The organism is Nocardioides limicola, assembly GCF_016827675.1.
GTDB lineage: Bacteria > Actinomycetota > Actinomycetes > Propionibacteriales > Nocardioidaceae > Nocardioides > Nocardioides limicola.
This window is the reverse complement of sequence record NZ_JAERJA010000001.1, coordinates 536,090-551,114: the sequence shown is the minus strand read 5'-3', so window position 1 is coordinate 551,114 and position 15,025 is coordinate 536,090. Positions and strand designations below refer to the sequence as shown.

Annotated in this window: 15 protein-coding genes; 12 read left to right on the top strand and 3 right to left on the bottom strand. The window is 69.5% G+C overall.

The window, feature by feature from the left end; translation table 11 throughout:
- The first annotated feature begins 26 nt into the window (after nucleotides 1-26).
- The 7 genes from JKG67_RS02715 to JKG67_RS02685 all read left to right on the top strand — a co-directional run bounded on the left by JKG67_RS02715 (nucleotide 27) and on the right by JKG67_RS02685 (nucleotide 6,885).
- Entirely contained in the window at nucleotides 27-398 is a 372-nt protein-coding gene (locus JKG67_RS02715) for a hypothetical protein (protein WP_203335694.1), read from the top strand.
- 41 nt (nucleotides 399-439) lie between these two features.
- A complete protein-coding gene (locus tag JKG67_RS02710) occupies nucleotides 440-871 on the top strand; it encodes an NUDIX domain-containing protein (RefSeq protein WP_203335693.1) in 432 nt (143 codons plus the stop codon).
- On the top strand, nucleotides 868-1,794 hold the full coding sequence (locus JKG67_RS02705) for an SMP-30/gluconolactonase/LRE family protein (RefSeq protein ID WP_203335692.1): 927 nt from the start codon (nucleotides 868-870) through the stop codon (nucleotides 1,792-1,794). The genes JKG67_RS02710 and JKG67_RS02705 overlap by 4 nt, the downstream gene beginning before the upstream one ends.
- Nucleotides 1,795-1,813: 19 nt before the next feature.
- Entirely contained in the window at nucleotides 1,814-3,757 is a 1,944-nt protein-coding gene (dxs, locus tag JKG67_RS02700; protein WP_203335691.1) for a 1-deoxy-D-xylulose-5-phosphate synthase, read from the top strand.
- Nucleotides 3,729-4,985, top strand: coding sequence for a gluzincin family metallopeptidase (locus JKG67_RS02695; RefSeq protein ID WP_203335690.1), 1,257 nt, complete (start codon nucleotides 3,729-3,731; stop codon nucleotides 4,983-4,985). The genes dxs and JKG67_RS02695 overlap by 29 nt, the downstream gene beginning before the upstream one ends.
- A gap of 118 nt (nucleotides 4,986-5,103) precedes the next feature.
- Complete coding sequence (locus JKG67_RS02690) at nucleotides 5,104-6,024, top strand: PAC2 family protein (RefSeq protein WP_307816397.1); 921 nt, start codon at nucleotides 5,104-5,106, stop codon at nucleotides 6,022-6,024.
- Nucleotides 6,025-6,885 (top strand): acyl-CoA thioesterase, encoded by an 861-nt coding sequence (locus JKG67_RS02685; RefSeq protein WP_203335688.1) that lies wholly within the window; start codon nucleotides 6,025-6,027, stop codon nucleotides 6,883-6,885.
- Between the two features lie 18 nt (nucleotides 6,886-6,903).
- Here the strand turns inward: JKG67_RS02685 and JKG67_RS02680 are convergent, their stop codons facing one another.
- Together JKG67_RS02680 and JKG67_RS02675 are read right to left on the bottom strand one after the other, a co-directional pair.
- A complete protein-coding gene (locus tag JKG67_RS02680) occupies nucleotides 6,904-7,797 on the bottom strand; it encodes a MaoC family dehydratase (protein ID WP_203335687.1) in 894 nt (297 codons plus the stop codon).
- Between the two features lies 1 nt (nucleotide 7,798).
- Nucleotides 7,799-9,133: a 3-oxoacyl-ACP reductase gene (locus JKG67_RS02675; RefSeq protein ID WP_203335686.1), complete on the bottom strand. Its 1,335-nt coding sequence runs from the start codon at nucleotides 9,131-9,133 to the stop codon at nucleotides 7,799-7,801.
- 243 nt (nucleotides 9,134-9,376) lie between these two features.
- On the opposite strand from JKG67_RS02675, the gene JKG67_RS02670 reads away from it, so the two are divergent.
- Nucleotides 9,377-10,660 (top strand): acetyl-CoA C-acetyltransferase, encoded by a 1,284-nt coding sequence (locus tag JKG67_RS02670; RefSeq protein WP_203335685.1) that lies wholly within the window; start codon nucleotides 9,377-9,379, stop codon nucleotides 10,658-10,660.
- 30 nt (nucleotides 10,661-10,690) lie between these two features.
- Here the strand turns inward: JKG67_RS02670 and JKG67_RS02665 are convergent, their stop codons facing one another.
- Nucleotides 10,691-11,359 carry a TetR/AcrR family transcriptional regulator gene (locus JKG67_RS02665; protein WP_203335684.1) on the bottom strand — a complete coding sequence of 223 codons (669 nt, stop codon included), beginning with the start codon at nucleotides 11,357-11,359 and terminating at the stop codon, nucleotides 10,691-10,693.
- Nucleotides 11,360-11,412: 53 nt separating this feature from the next.
- On the opposite strand from JKG67_RS02665, the gene JKG67_RS02660 reads away from it, so the two are divergent.
- The 4 genes from JKG67_RS02660 (at nucleotide 11,413) to JKG67_RS02645 (ending at nucleotide 15,019) form a co-directional block, all read left to right on the top strand.
- Nucleotides 11,413-12,360, top strand: a complete 948-nt coding sequence (locus JKG67_RS02660) for a DNA-3-methyladenine glycosylase family protein (protein ID WP_307816396.1) — start codon at nucleotides 11,413-11,415, stop codon at nucleotides 12,358-12,360.
- A 195-nt stretch (nucleotides 12,361-12,555) separates the two neighbouring features.
- Nucleotides 12,556-13,359: an SCP2 sterol-binding domain-containing protein gene (locus JKG67_RS02655; protein ID WP_203335683.1), complete on the top strand. Its 804-nt coding sequence runs from the start codon at nucleotides 12,556-12,558 to the stop codon at nucleotides 13,357-13,359.
- Nucleotides 13,356-14,183: an MlaE family ABC transporter permease gene (locus JKG67_RS02650; protein ID WP_203335682.1), complete on the top strand. Its 828-nt coding sequence runs from the start codon at nucleotides 13,356-13,358 to the stop codon at nucleotides 14,181-14,183. Before JKG67_RS02655 ends, JKG67_RS02650 begins: the two co-directional genes overlap by 4 nt.
- A complete protein-coding gene (locus JKG67_RS02645) occupies nucleotides 14,183-15,019 on the top strand; it encodes an MlaE family ABC transporter permease (protein ID WP_238997788.1) in 837 nt (278 codons plus the stop codon). Before JKG67_RS02650 ends, JKG67_RS02645 begins: the two co-directional genes overlap by 1 nt.
- Nucleotides 15,020-15,025: the final 6 nt, after the last annotated feature.

Here is a 15,025-nt window from a genome sequence, read left to right as displayed (position 1 = left end):
CCTCACCCACGAGTAGACTCGAACACATGTTCGCACAGTCTGCGCCGCCGGGCTGGCCGCGTCAGGTCCGGCCACCCGACGCACCGGACTGGGAGAGGACCGCGGTCAACTGGTTGCTGGACCTGTGCCCACCCGGGTTCCGCCACTACCCGGGCCTGCGCCGGCACCCGGTGGTGCTGGCCCGGTTCGCGGTGCTCCAGGTGGAGGCCGGTCAGACCGCGGCCAGGCGAGGGCTGCGCGACACCCGGATCGACCTGGCCGACGTCGCCTCCGCCGCGGTGGTGGAGGCCGCGGTGCAGACCTGGCAGATCGAGGAGGCCCGACTCGCCGGCGTACGCCGGGAGGTCGGGCTGGTCGAGGAGGCGTTGCGGGGGCGCCGCTTCCGTCCCCGGCTCTGAGGGGCGACGCCGACCGCGGCCGTCCCGGTAGATTCGGCGCCATGCAACGCTTCGCCTCCGTGATCGCGGTCGACCGTCGGGGCTGGCTGTTGCTGCAGGAGCGCGACGAGCACGCCAGGATCGACCCGGAGACCTGGGGTTTCCCCGGCGGCCACGTGGACGCGGGGGAGTCGGACCTGGCCGCGGCCTATCGTGAGTTGGCCGAGGAGACCGGGGTCCGGCTCACCGACGGGTTGGCGTGGTGGCGGGAGGACCGGGTCACCTACCGGGAGGGCGAGCCTGCCGGACGGGTGGCTCTCTTCGTCTGTGGGCTGGACCTGAGCGACGCCGACATCGAGTGCCACGAGGGGCGCCAGATGGTGTTCGTGTCGCCGGAGCGGGCCTTAGAGTTGCCGCTGACCCGCAGCGCCGCCCTGGCGCTCGCCGACTTCCTCGGCTCAGACCAGTACCGCCGACTCACGGAGGCCCGATGAGCTTCACCGTCCACCAGGTCCCTGCCCACGGAGCCGAGGACGTCGTCGTCGGTCTCACCGGAGCCGACGAGGGCGCCGTCTTCACCGGGACCGCGGACGGTGCGATCTTCCGGCTGTCCCACGACGGCCGCAAGATCGACCGCATCGCCCATACCGGCGGGCGGCCGCTCGGCATCGAGGTCGACGGTGACGGACGGCTGCTGGTCTGCGACGCCCACCGCGGCCTGCTCCGGGTCGACGTCGGCACCGGGGGCATCGAGCCGGTGCTGGCCGCCGTCGACGGGGTGCCGATGAAGTTCTGCAACAACGCGGCGATCAGCAGCCGTGGCCAGATCTGGTTCACCGACTCGTCGCTGCAGTACGGGATCGAACGATGGAAGGACGATCTGGTCCAGAACACCCGGACCGGACGGCTGCTCTGCCTCGGTGGCGACGGGGAGCCGCAGGTCGTGCTCACCGGGCTCGGCTTCGCCAACGGGGTCGCACTCGCCGCCGACGAGTCCTTTGTCGCCGTCGCCGAGACCGCTGCCCGGACCGTGGTCCGGCACTGGCTCTCCGGTGAGCGGTCCGGCACCACCGACCTGCTCGTCGAGGACCTGCCCGGCTACCCCGACAACATCGCCCGCGGCAGCGACGGCTTGATCTGGGTCACCCTCGCCTCGCCGACCGACCCGATCGTCGAACGCGTGCAACAGGGCCCGATGTGGCTGCGCAAGCAGGTCACCAAGGTCCCCGAACGGCTGCAGCCGAAGCCGAAGCGCACCATCCGGGTGCAGGCGTACGACGACGCGGGGGTGAAGGTCCGCGACCTCGACCTGGACCACCCGCACTTCCACATGGTGACCGGCGTCCGGGAGCACGACGGACGGGTCTGGATGGGCAGCCTGCACGAGCCCGCCGTGGCCGTCTTCGATGGGGAGTGAGGCGCTAGACTCGCCGATCATGGGCCTCCTCCAGTCGATCTCGTCCCCGCGGGACCTGCGTGACCTGTCGTCGGCACAACTGGAGACCCTCGCGGTAGAGATCCGGGACTTCCTGGTGCAGACCTGCTCGCGGACCGGCGGGCACCTGGGCCCCAACCTCGGTGTCGTGGAGTTGACGATGGCCGTGCACCGGGTCTTCGACTCGCCCAAGGACCGGATCGTCTTCGACACCGGGCACCAGGCCTACGTGCACAAACTGCTGACCGGCCGGGTCGATGGCTTCGCCAACCTCCGTCAGGAGGGTGGGGTGAGTGGCTATCCGAGTCGGGCCGAGTCCGAGCACGACCTGGTCGAGAACTCCCATGCCTCCACGGCGCTCAGCTACGCCGACGGGCTGGCCAAGGCGTTCCGGATCCGCGGCGAGGACCGGCACGTGGTCGCCGTCATCGGTGACGGCGCCCTGACCGGGGGGATGGCCTGGGAGGCCCTGAACAACATCGCCATCGCCACCGACAGCCGGCTGGTGATCGTGGTCAACGACAACGGCCGCTCCTACACGCCGACGATCGGTGGGCTGGCCACCGCGCTGACCGCGCTGCGCACCAACCCACGCTACGAGCAGGCACTGGAGCAGGTGAAGCGCCGGATCACCGCCGTGCCCGGCGTCGGCCACGCGGCGTACGACGCCCTGCACGCGATGAAGAAGGGCATCAAGGACGCGATCGCGCCCCAGGGCCTCTTCGAGGATCTCGGCCTGAAGTATGTCGGCCCCGTCGACGGCCACGACCGTGCCGCGATGGAGCAGGTGCTGAGCCAGGCCAAGCGCTTCAACGGCCCGGTGATCGTGCACGCGATCACCCGCAAGGGCTTCGGCTACGACCCGGCCGAGCAGCACGAGGCCGACCAGTTCCATGCCCCCGGTGCCTTCGACGTCGACTCCGGTGAGGAGATCCCCAAGGGTCGGATCTGGACCGATGTGTTCGCCGACGAGATCGTCGCCATCGGTGAGCGGCGCCCCGACCTGGTGGCGATCACCGCAGCGATGATGCACCCGGTCGGTCTGGATCGGTTCGCGTCCCGATTCCCCGAGCGCACCTTCGATGTGGGCATCGCCGAGCAGCACGCCGCAACCAGCGCGGCCGGGCTGGCGATGGGTGGCCTGCACCCGGTGGTGGCGGTCTATGCGACCTTCCTGAACCGCGCCTTCGACCAGGTCCTGATGGACGTCGCGCTGCACGACTGTGCGGTGACCTTCGTGCTGGACCGGTCCGGTGTCACCGGTGACGACGGAGCCAGTCACAACGGGATGTGGGATCTGTCCGTGCTCCAGGTGGTCCCGAAGCTACGGATCGCGGCTCCCCGCGACGCCACCCGGCTGCGAGAGTTGCTGAACGAAGCGGTGGCCGTCGACGACGGACCGACCGTGGTGCGGTTCCCGAAGGGCCCGCCACCGGCCGACATCGAGGCGGTGGGCCGGCTCGCCGCCGATGCCGACGGCTCGACCGCCCCCAGCCCGCCCGACATTCTGGTGCGCACCGGACGCCGGGACGTGCTGGTCGTCGGGGTCGGGGCGATGTGTGGCACCGCGGTGGAAGTGGCCGAGCGTCTGGTCGACCAGGGCATCGGCGTCACCGTGGTGGACCCGCGCTGGGTCAAGCCGGTGCACCCGGGCCTCGTCGAGCTCGCTGCCGAGCATCGGCTGGTGGTCAGTGTGGAGGACAACGGACGGGTCGGCGGCTGCGGAGCGATGCTGCTGCAGGCGCTCAGCGACGCGGGGGTGGACACGCCGCTGCGGGTGCGGGGGGTGCCGCAGCAGTTCCTCGACCACGCCAAGCGCGCGGTCATCCTGGAGCGGGCCGGGCTGGATGCCCAGACGCTGGCCAGGGACGTCGTGGAGGACGTAACGGCACTCGACCAGGGTCGTTCTCTCATTGATGCCGACAACAGCAGAGGAGCCTTCTGACCCGGGCCTGATCGTCGCATCGCGGCGTGCGGCACTGGTGGCGCTGCTGGCCGTCCCGATGGCCTCCTGTCAGCTGCTGGCCCCCGACCGGCCGGAGCGCTCCGGCAGCACCGGTGCCTCCGCGCTCGCGTTGGTCGAGCAGGCCCTCGCCGACCGCTCCCAGGTGGTCCGCACCGGAGACCGGGCCGCGTTCCTGGCCGGCCTGGTCGAGGACCGGGACTTCCGGGCCGAGCAGGGGGTCTGGTTCGACAACCTCGCCCAGTTCCCGTTGCAGCGCTTCCGGTACCTGCCGGTGGCCGACACGGTCACCGATCTGGGCGCCGAGGTGACGATGACCGCCGTACTGCGGGTGCAGTTGCGTGAGTACGACACCAGGCCGGTGGTGATGCGGCAGCGGCTGCGGTTCACCCGGGTCGGCAGCAGCTTGGGGTTGTCGGGGGTCACCCCGGTGGGAGATTCAGGCATCGCCGTCGCGCCCTGGGACGCGGGTCCGGTGATGGTTCGTGAAGGCAGCGGGGTGTTGGGGATCTTCGACGCCGCCTCGGTACGGCAGGCGTTGCCCGTGCTCTCCGCGGTCGAGGCAGGGATGGGCGTCGTGGCGGCGCACGTGCCGCAGCCGTGGTCGCGCCGGGTGGTGGTCTACGCCCTCTCCGACACCCACTTCTTCGAATCCCTGCCGAACCTGCCCGGTGGCGACCCGGAGCGTCTCGACGGGGTCACGTTCGCGGTCCCGGCCCGCCCCGGGGGCCACCAGATGGCGGCGTACCGGTTCATGCTGCACCCGCGGATGCTGGATCGTGAGGGGGCGGCCCGGGACCGGTTGATCCGGCACGAACTCACCCACGTGGCGTTGGGTGGCCATGACCGGCATGTGCCGCTGTGGCTGAACGAGGGGCTGGCCGAGTGGATCTCGGTGCAACCGATCCCGAGGGAGTCCCGGATGATCGCCCGGGAGGCGCTGGCCCTGGCCCGCCGTGGGGTCGACGGCTTCCCCAGCGACGAGGAGTTCAACACCGGTGACTCCGCCGCCAACTACGGGCTGGCCTGGTGGGCCTGCGAGCACATCGTGGCCACCGCCGGGGAGCAGGCCCTGTGGCGGCTCTTCGACGCGTTCGCGGCGGCCGGCTCCGACGCCGACGGCGACGCGGTGCTGCGTCGCGTCCTCGGCTACGACGAGGCGGCGTTGGCCACCCGCGCGGCCCGCCGGATCGTGGCAACCTTCGGCTGAGACCGACAACACGCCAGGAGTGTCGGGCGGCGGGAAGACCACGGCCGTGGTGGCGGTTCTCTATGGTTGACCCAGTCGGGAGTTTGGTCCGGACAGTCGTGACATGGAGGAGGGGCCGGTGTCGAAACCGCGCAAGCTGGTGCACATCATCGATGAGCTCGCGGAGGTGGACCCGACCCGGCGGCCGGTGCTGGTGATGGCTCTGGACGGCTTCCTCGACGCCGGGCATGCGGGCCAGTTGGCGGCCGGCCACCTCTGGGACAACGATCCGGTGATCGCCACGTTCGAGGTGGACGAATTCTACGACTATCGGGCGCGGCGGCCACCGATCACTTTCATGCGTGACCACTACCAGGGCTATGAGACGCCCCGTCTGGTGGTCAGGTCCGTGGTCGACGCGGCGGGCACGTCGTACCTGCTGATGACCGGTCCCGAGCCGGACAACAAGTGGGAGGCCTTCGCCGGCGCCGTGCGACACCTGGTGGAGCGACTCGGCGTACGGCTGGTGGTCTCGATGGGTTCGGTGCCGATGGCGGTGCCGCACACCCGGCCGATCGCGATCACCCCGCACGCCAATGACCCGTCGCTGTTGACCGGGCCGAGCCGGTGGCAGGGGGAGTTGCGGGTTCCCTCGAGTGCTCAGGCGATGTTGGAGATCAGGCTGGGGGAGTGGGGCCATCCGGCGCAGGGCTTCGTCGCCCACGTGCCTCACTACATCGCGCATATCGACTACCAGAAGGCGGCGGTGGCGTTGTTGGAGCAGGTCTCGGGCGCCACCGGACTCAGATTCGACCTGACCGGGCTGGAGGCGGACGCGGCCGACACCGAGGCGGAGATCGCCCGCTATCTGGCCGCCAATGTCGAGGTCAGCGAGGTGGTGGCCGGGCTGGAGCAGCAGTACGACTCCTTCGCCGAAGCGGAAGAGGCCGGTCACAGCCTGTTGGCCGAGGATCGCCCGCTGCCCACCGGCGAGGAGATCGGCCACCAGTTCGAACAGTTCCTCGCCGGCCTGGACCGGCCCGACGGAGAGCAGAGCTGAATGCCCGCGAACGCCCAGGAGCTTGCCGACCTCCTCGACCTCGAGACCATCGACGCCAACCTGTTCCGCGGACGACAGCCGGACACCCTGCTGCAGCGGGTCTTCGGCGGGCAGGTGGCCGCCCAGGCCCTGCTGGCGGCGACCAAGACGGTCGGCGCAGAGCATGCCGTGCACTCGCTGCACTCGTACTTCCTGCTGCCCGGTGACACCGCGGTCCCGATCGTGTACGACGTGGAGCGTCTCCGGGACGGTCGCACCTTCACCACCCGACGCGTGGTGGCCCGCCAGCACGGACGTCCGATCTTCTACATGACCGCGAACTTCCAGAGTCACGAGGAGGGCCTCGAGCATCAGGACGTGATGCCTGACGTGATCGCCCCCGAGGAGGCGCTGGACCTCGGCAAGATCTTCGCCGAGCGGGGCGCGGATGCGGCCACCGGGAAGTGGGAGCGTGAGTGGGCGGCGCTGGATGTCCGCTACGTCGGCAACTCCGAACGCGGTCTCGATCCCGACCCGAGGCACCCTGCGCAGGCCCGGTTGTGGATCCGAGTGGACGGCCGGCTCAGCGACGACCGCGTGCAGCACGTCGCGGCCTTCACCTATGCCAGCGACATGACGCTGATCAGCGCCACCCTGGTGCCCCACGGACTGCACGTGTCGAGCCCGGGGATGCAGGCCGCGTCACTGGACCACTCGATCTGGTTCCACCGGCCGTTCCGGGCCGACGAGTGGTGGCTCTATGACCAGGTCTCCCCGAGTGCCTCGGGTGGACGGGGGCTGGCCCTGGCCAGGGTCTTCACCGCGGACGGGACCTTGGTCGCCACGGTGGCCCAGGAGGGCCTGATCCGGTTGCGGACCTGACCCTCCTGGGCCGCGTGCTCAGAGCCAGACGGACTGGCCCAGCAGGTGCGTCTTGCCCGACTTCGCGCCGGTGAGGGTGAAGTCGATCCGGCCGTCACTCTCGGCCTTGGAGAACGCCACCGTGCCGGGCAGCAGGATCGGGTTGCGGAACTGCACGTCGACGCGGACGGCGTCCGGCAGGCGGTTCTCGATCGCTGCGATGCAGCGCGCCTTGCTCCACATGCCGTGTGCGATCTGCCGTGGGAAGCCCAGGGCCTTGGCGGTCAGCGGGTAGAGGTGGATGGGGTTGTGGTCACCGGAGACCGCGGCGTAGCGGCGCCCGAGGTCGGCCGGCAGCTTCCACGGGATGGTACCGGGGGCGACGTCGTTGAAGGCGGGTCCCTCCGGTGCCGGGGCGGCATCCTGGGGTGCCTTGCCTCGTCGCAGGTACGACGACGTCGACTCCCAGACGGTGTCCCCGTCGGCGGTGACGGTGGTGACGAACTCCAGCAGCGCCCCCTTGGCGTGGGCGTACGGCGGCGCCACCGACGCGGAGACCTCCAGCGTCTCGCCGACCCGGATCGCCCGATGCCGGGTGATCGAGTTGGCGAGGTGGACGGTACCGATGGCCGGGTACGGGAACCTCGGATCCAGCATGATCCCCATGTGCAGCGCGAAGGCGAGCATGTGCGGATAGGGGAGGGGAACCTCGTCCTTGACCGGGAAGCCACACACGTCGCTGTAGGCCTTGACGTGGGCGGCGTTGATGGTCACCGGCGGCCGGGTGTAGGTGAGGCCGGCGTACGACGACACCGATGCCTTGGCCACACCGGGCAGCGCGTTGACTCCCGGGATGGAGGGCAGCGCCGCCTTCAGCAGGCCGGCGACACCAGCCCCGGACCCGGAGATCTCCTTGGTGGGATAGTCGGTCATCTCACGCACCCAGCATCATCTGGCCGCAGACGCGGACCACGTTGCCGTTGACGGCCGTGGAGCCGGGGTTCGCGTACCAGGCGATGGTCTCGGCCACGTCGACGGGCAGCCCGCCCTGGGACATCGCGTTGAGGCGCTGGCCGACCTCGCGGGTGGCGAACGGCACCGCGGCCGTCATCTGGGTGACGATGAAGCCGGGGGCCACCGCGTTGATGGTGATCCCCTTCTTCAGGTCGCCGGCCAGGGCGTCCACCAGGCCGATCACGCCGGCCTTGGAGGCCGCGTAGTTGGTCTGACCGACGTTGCCGGCGATGCCGGCGATCGAGGAGACGCCGATGATCCGGCCGTTGTCGTTGATGGCGCCCGCGTCGAGGAGTTCCCGGGTGATCCGCTCGGGGGCGGTGAGGTTGACCGCGATCACCGAGTCCCAACGGTCCTCGGCCATGTTCGCCAACTTCTTGTCACGGGTGATGCCTGCGTTGTGCACGACGACGTCGACGCCACCGTGCTTCTCCTTGACATGGTGGGCGATCCGCTTCGCCGCGTCCTTGCCGGTGATGTCGAGGGTGATCATGTCGCCGCCGAGTTCATCCATCAGCACCTTGAGGTCACTGGCGGCCTGCGGGACGTCCACCCCGATCACCAGGGCGCCGTCGCGGTGCAGCACCCGGGCGATCTGCTCGCCGATGCCCCGGCTGGCACCGGTCACCAGGGCGACCTTGCCGTCTAGCGGGCGCTCCCAGTCGGGCACCTTGACCGCCTTGGTGGTCCCGGTCGCCCCGATCCGGATCACCTGGCCGGAGACGTAGGCGGACTTCGGCGAGAGCAGGAAGGCGAGCGTCGAGTCCAAGGCACCCTCGGCCCCGGGAGCGACGTACACGAGCTGGCCGGTGGTGCCGCGGCCGGCCTCCTTGCCCAGGGACCGGGTGAATCCCTCCAGGGCGCGCTGGGCGATCCGCTCGGACCCGGAGACCTTGCTGGGGTCGGTGCCGATCACGACCAGCCGGGAGCAGGCCTGCAGGCTGCGCATCTTGGGGGTGAAGAAGTCGCGGAGCGCGTTCAGGCCCGCGGCGTCGGTGATCCCGGTGGCGTCGAAGACGAGGCCCTTGGCCTTGCTGCCTTCGACGACATCGGTGGCGACGGTGATGCCGAGCGCGCCGAGGGCACCGGGCAGCGACTCGGCCAGCCGTCCGGACCCGCCAACCACGACGGTGCCGTCGACCAGCGGAGCGCCGGGCGTCCACCGGTCCAGAGTGACCGGGTTGGGCAGGCCGAGGTTCTTCACCAGCAGCTTGCCGATCGGCGTCTGCACGAAACCCTGGTACTTGTCGCTCATGGCGCGATGTCCTCCATAGATTGGTGGCGTTGCTGGGGCGGCGGAAACTGTTCACTCGCCTACGGTGGGCAAGGATATGCGCAATCCGGGCCCACGTGAACGTCCGTGTCCGGCATTATGTAACTCTTTGTGTAACTCTCTGTCCACAATTAGTGACGTGACACTCACTCGGTTCCCAGGCAGTCGCCGGGGGTGCAGGATGTGCGTGACCACGTTTGCTTGAGCAGATCAGGAGACCCCTCCATGCAGGCCAAGACTCGCCGTGTCGCCATCGTCGGCGGCAACCGCATCCCGTTCGCCCGGTCGAACACCGTCTACGCCGACGCCTCCAACCAGGAGATGCTGACCGCTGCTGTCGACGGGCTGGTCGACCGCTTCAACCTTGCCGGTGAGCAACTCGGCATGGTGGCCGGCGGAGCAGTCGTCAAGCACAGCCGTGACTTCAACCTGGTCCGCGAGGTGGTGCTCGGTTCCAAGCTGAGCCCCCGTACGCCGGCCCTGGACATGCAGATCGCCTGTGGCACCGGCCTCCAGGCGGTGATCACCGTCGCCAACCTGATCGCCCTCGGCCAGATCGAGTCCGGCATCGCGGGCGGTTCGGACACCACCTCCGACGCCCCGATCGCGATCTCGGAGAAGCTGCGCAAGAAGCTCCTCAAGGCCAACACCGCCAAGGACACCAAGGGTCGGTTGAAGGCGGTCGCCGCGATCCGTCCCGGCGACATCGGCATCCTGCCGCCGGCGAACCGCGAGCCGCGCACCGGCCTCTCGATGGGTGACCACCAGGCGCTGACCGCGCTCGAGTGGGGGATCACCCGCGAGGCGCAGGACGAGCTGGCCGCTGCCTCGCACCAGAACCTGGCCCGCGCCTGGGACGAAGGTTTCATGGACGACCTGGTGACCCCGTTCCGCGGTGTCGAGCGTGACAACCACCTGCGCCCGGACTCCACCGTGGAGAAGCTGGCCAAGCTCAAGCCCGTCTTCGGCAAGGGCGAGGCCGCGACGATGACTGCGGGCAACTCCACGCCGCTCTCCGATGGCGCCTCCGCGGTGCTGTTGGCTTCGGAGGAGTGGGCCAAGGAGAAGGGCCTGCCGATCCTGGCCTACCTGACCGAGTTCCAGACCTCCGCCGTCGACTACGTAGGTGGCGACGAGGGCCTGCTGATGGCCCCGGCGTACGCGGTCTCGGAGATGCTGGACCGCGCCGGGCTGACGCTGCAGGACTTCGACTACTACGAGATCCACGAGGCGTTCGCGGCCCAGGTGCTCTCCACCCTCGCGGCGTGGGAGGACCCGGTGTTCTGCTCCGAGCGCCTCGGCCGTGACAAGCCGCTGGGCGCGATCGACCGCGCCAAGCTGAACGTGAACGGTTCCTCGCTCGCCGCGGCACACCCGTTCGCTGCGACCGGCGGCCGGATCGTGCCGGTGGCCTCGAAGTTGCTGGCCGAGAAGGGCAAGGGCCGGGCACTGATCTCGGTCTGCGCTGCTGGCGGCCAGGGCGTGGTCGCGATCGTCGAGCGTCCCTGACCCCCCTCCGCCGAGGTGGGGTGGAGTGGATCAGCCGCGGGCGAGAGCGAGCGCGGTGGCGACGAACTGGTCGCAGATCTGGTCGGCGGAGACCGGCACGATGCTCGGGATCCCCGGGCTGCTCTGTTTGACCAGGAGGCCGATCCGGGCCAGTTGCAGCGCGCCGAGGCCGCTGGCATACAGCGTGTTGGCCAGCAGCAGCGGGTCGGCGACCTTGAACTCGCCCTGCTCCGTCCCCTCGGTCAGCACGCGGACCACCTGATCCAGCGACTCGGAGATGCCCCGCCCCAGCCGGAAGAGGGCGCCCTCGCTGATCTCGTCGAGGAGTTCCGGGCCCGGGCGCCGCATCAGCGTCTGGGCGCAGTCGACGAACGCGGGATAGGTGGAGCCGAAGTCCACGAACGCCCGGATCATCCCGGCAAGTCGCTCCGAGTGCGTACCGCTCTCCGGGACCGCGCTGAGGCGATCACGCAGTTCGTCGAGATAGCTGACCAGGGTGAGGGCGAACAGCTCCTCCTTGCCCGTGAAATGCCGATAGACGATCGCCCGGTTCACCCCGACGGCACGGGCGATGTCCTCGATCTGGGCGTCCCGGACCCCCCGCTCGTCGAAAAGGGCGCGGGTGGCCGCCAGGATCTCGCGCTCGCGGGCGCGGCGACGAGCCATGGTGGCGCTGCGGCGGCCTTCCGAGGTTGACATGGCCCGATCGTACGTGTTGGGACACAGGTTGGGTAACACCCAGTTACTCACCTGTGACTGAGACCCCCCGGCGTACCGTGTTCCGCGTGCACCACCTGGAGCGACGCTGGCGACCGGAGTGGCCCTGCCCGGTGGACGCGATCGTGTCCGTGCATCGCCGCGGGGCTGGCGACCCCACCCTGCGCCGGGACCGCCCGGACCGGCACCGGTGGGCCTTGCGGACACCGACCGGCCCCGCGACCCTGGTGCTGACCAGGGCGGACGAAGCCGTGTACGCCCGGGCCTGGGGACCAGGGGCCGCCTGGGCACTGGAGCGGTTGCCCGCGCTGCTGGGCGCCGAGGACAACCCGGAAGGCTTCGAGCCTCGACACCCCGCTCTGGTGCACGCCTGGCGTCGGCACCGGCACTGGCGGATCGGGCACACCGGCCTGGTCTTCGACGCCCTGCTCCCCAGCATCATCGAACAGAAGGTGACCGGACAGGAGGCGTACGCCGGGTACCGCCGCCTGGTGACCAGCTACGGCACCGAGGCTCCGGGGCCACCCGAGGCAGCCGAGGACCTGTGGGTGCCGCCGGGCCCGGACGAGGTGCGTGCGGTGCCGTCCTGGGCCTGGCTGCAGTGCGGCATCGACCCAGCCCGGTCGCGGGCCGCGGTGGCCGCTGCCCGAGTCGCTGACTCCTTGGAGCGCCTTGTCGAGCACGGGGACGAGGCCCTGGACCGCGGCCTCCGCTCCATTCCCGGGATCGGCGTCTGGACCAGTGCGGAGACGCGGGTCCGTGCCCTGGGCTCGCCGGACGCGGTGAGCTTCGGTGACTTCCACGTGCCGCGACAGATCGGGCTGGTGTTGGTGGGCCGCCCCGTCGACGACGAGGAACTGGCCGAGCTCCTCGAACCCTGGCGACCACACCGCCACCGCGTCCAGGCGCTGGTCCGGCAGGCTTTCCCGGCTCCGGCGAGGACTTCACCGCGACCGGCGCCGCGCCGACATCTCCCACAGTGACCAAAGGCCCGGCGACACGCCATCAGTCCTTGAGACACGCCCGAAATGTGACTTGCGTAACTTACGGTTACACCCGTCGTTGCAGATCAGGTGGCGGGTATGCGTGGATCCGCCTGTCGCAGCACCGGACACGGCGACGTGGGATCGGCCGGACGAGAGTCGAGGAGGTGGAGAGTGCGGATGGGACACACGTCCATGGCTGAACGCTCCACCGGCACTGGTGCCGTCGCCGACGCACTCGCCCGGCTCACCGAGCTCGCCGACCCGGCCGGACTGGCCCAGGTGAACGGCGTGGCCCGCCTAGAGGTCGTCGGCCACCGCAGCCACACCGTGCGATTCGACGGCCGGACCGTGACCCTGCTCGATGACGGGAAGAGACACCCGGACGTGGTACTGACCACGGGCGACGAGGCGCTGATGCTGGCCCTGTTGACCGGCCGCGCGAACCTGGGTCTGGAGTATCTGGCCGGCCGGGTCGCGGTGGACGGCGACGAGTTGCTGGCGCTGAGCATCGGCGGGATCTTCGTCGGGCCGACCGGTGATCGCGTGGACCCCACCGACCTCGACCCGGTCAAGGTCGCCATCGCGATCGACGGGGTTGACCCGGCCCACCTCGAGGCGGTGATGGCCTCGGAGGTGCACGGCATCGTGGTCGCCGGGATCTTCGACCGTCTGCCCCGCTACCTCGATGTCCGGCGCTCGGCTCGGCTGCGTCTCCGGGTCGCCTTCGCTGTGACCGGGGGCCCCGGTCCCGACAGCGAATGGCTGGTCGAGGTGGACCGCGGCCACGCGCGCACGCAGCCGTTCGACGGTCGCGGCCCGGTGGATGCGCGGGTGACCATCGCCGGTCACGACCTGCTCCGCCTCGCCACCAGCCACCTCAGCCCGGCCGCCGGTCTGCTGCGGGGGCAGTTGAAGATCCGTGGTGACCGCAGCAAGGCCCTGCTGCTCAGTGCAGTCATCAACTTTCCGTCCAGCAAGCAGGAGGTGCATGGATGAGCGCGGTACTGACCGTCGGTCGGTCCAGCTTGAACTCGATGCGTGGCCGCATGAACCAGGGCATCAGGACCACCGGAGAGTTGGTGATCCTCGCCGTGGAGGCCTCCCGCTTCGCGGTGACCGACATCATCTCCAGGCGGTTCTCCTGGTCGGAGTTCATGCTGCAGGCCTGGTTCATGACCCGGGTGTCGCTGCTGCCGACGATCCTGGTGGCCATCCCGTTCGGCATCATCACCTCGGTGCAGATCGGTGCGGTCGCCAACCAGATCGGGGCCACCTCCTTCAGCGGGGCCGTCAACGGCATCGGCATCCTGCGCCAAGGTGCGCCGCTGGTGACCTCGCTGATGATCGCCGGGGCGGTGGGTTCGGCGATCTGTTCGGACCTGGGCGCTCGGACGGTCCGTGAGGAGATCGACGCCCTCAAGGTGATGGGCATCAATCCAGTGCAACGACTGGTCGCGCCACGTGTGGTGGCGGCCCTGGTGGTGGCCCTCTTCCTGACCGTCATCGTGGCGATGACCGCGATGATCACGGCGTACATCATGAACGTGGGCGGTGGCTCGATCTCGTCGGGCGCCTACCTGCAGTCGTTCGTTGCGTTCAGCCAGACCTCGGACCTGCTGCTCGCGGAGTTCAAGGCCCTGGTGTTCGGTTTCATCGCCACCATCGTGGCGGCACACAAGGGATTGAGTGCCCGCGGAGGGCCCAAGGGAGTCGCTGATGCGGTCAATCAGGCAGTGGTGTTGAGCGTGATCATGCTGGCTCTGGCCAATGTCGCGATCACGCAGGCCTACGTGATGCTCGTTCCACAGGGGGTCTCCTGATGGCCGGTCCGAAGGTCGCTTCCGCGGTGACCGACTCGACGATGAAGAGCCTCGCGGAGGTCGGCTCCTTCGCCACCTTCGCCTGGAAGACGCTGGCGGCGATTCCGATCACGATGCGTCTGTATCACAAGGAGATGCTCCGCCAGCTCAAGGACATCGCCTGGGGCTCCGGCGCCCTGATCGTCGGTGGCGGCACCATCGGCGTGATGGTGCTGCTGTCGATCTCGGCCGGCACCTCGCTGGGCATCGAGGGCTTCAACGGGCTGGAGCTCGTCAGCCTGTCGCCGCTCACCGGCTTCATCTCCGCCAGCGCCAACACGCGTGAGCTCGCGCCACTGATCGCTGCCCTGGCGCTGGCTGCCCAGGTGGGATGTCGCTTCACCGCCCAACTCGGCTCGATGAAGATCCACGAAGAGGTGGACGCGCTCGAGGTGATGGCGGTCGACCCGATGCGCTACCTGGCCACCACCCGGGTCGTGGCCTGCATGCTGGCCATCCTGCCGCTGTACCTGATCGGTCTGATCGGCTCCTACCTCGCCTCCGAGGCGACCGTGGTGCTGCTGTTCGGGCAGTCCGCCGGTCAGTACGACCACTACTTCTCCACGTTCATCCAGGGCCGCGACATCTTCTTCTCGGTGATCAAGATCCTGATCTTCGCCGTCGCGGTCGCGTTGATCCACTGCTGGTACGGCTTCCGCGTCGGTGGTGGGCCCCAGGCGGTCGGCGAGGCCACCGGTGCGGCCATCCGAGCCAGCATCGTCGTGGTCATCATCCTCAACATGATCCTCACCCTGATCTTCTGGGGCGGGGATCCTGGCTTCCGGATCTCAGGGTAGGTGGGA

What these genes read in the sequence shown, in the direction of transcription:
- JKG67_RS02715 (WP_203335694.1), top strand. Translation starts at nt 27, where the DNA reads ATGTTCGCACAGTCTGCGCCGCCGGGCTGGCCGCGTCAGGTCCGGCCA.
- JKG67_RS02710 (WP_203335693.1), top strand. Translation starts at nt 440, where the DNA reads ATGCAACGCTTCGCCTCCGTGATCGCGGTCGACCGTCGGGGCTGGCTG.
- JKG67_RS02705 (WP_203335692.1), top strand. Translation starts at nt 868, where the DNA reads ATGAGCTTCACCGTCCACCAGGTCCCTGCCCACGGAGCCGAGGACGTC.
- dxs (WP_203335691.1), top strand. Translation starts at nt 1,814, where the DNA reads ATGGGCCTCCTCCAGTCGATCTCGTCCCCGCGGGACCTGCGTGACCTG.
- JKG67_RS02695 (WP_203335690.1), top strand. Translation starts at nt 3,729, where the DNA reads ATGCCGACAACAGCAGAGGAGCCTTCTGACCCGGGCCTGATCGTCGCA.
- JKG67_RS02685 (WP_203335688.1), top strand. Translation starts at nt 6,025, where the DNA reads ATGCCCGCGAACGCCCAGGAGCTTGCCGACCTCCTCGACCTCGAGACC.
- JKG67_RS02680 (WP_203335687.1), bottom strand. Translation starts at nt 7,797, where the DNA reads ATGACCGACTATCCCACCAAGGAGATCTCCGGGTCCGGGGCTGGTGTC.
- JKG67_RS02675 (WP_203335686.1), bottom strand. Translation starts at nt 9,133, where the DNA reads ATGAGCGACAAGTACCAGGGTTTCGTGCAGACGCCGATCGGCAAGCTG.
- JKG67_RS02670 (WP_203335685.1), top strand. Translation starts at nt 9,377, where the DNA reads ATGCAGGCCAAGACTCGCCGTGTCGCCATCGTCGGCGGCAACCGCATC.
- JKG67_RS02665 (WP_203335684.1), bottom strand. Translation starts at nt 11,359, where the DNA reads ATGTCAACCTCGGAAGGCCGCCGCAGCGCCACCATGGCTCGTCGCCGC.
- JKG67_RS02655 (WP_203335683.1), top strand. Translation starts at nt 12,556, where the DNA reads ATGGCTGAACGCTCCACCGGCACTGGTGCCGTCGCCGACGCACTCGCC.
- JKG67_RS02650 (WP_203335682.1), top strand. Translation starts at nt 13,356, where the DNA reads ATGAGCGCGGTACTGACCGTCGGTCGGTCCAGCTTGAACTCGATGCGT.
- JKG67_RS02645 (WP_238997788.1), top strand. Translation starts at nt 14,183, where the DNA reads ATGGCCGGTCCGAAGGTCGCTTCCGCGGTGACCGACTCGACGATGAAG.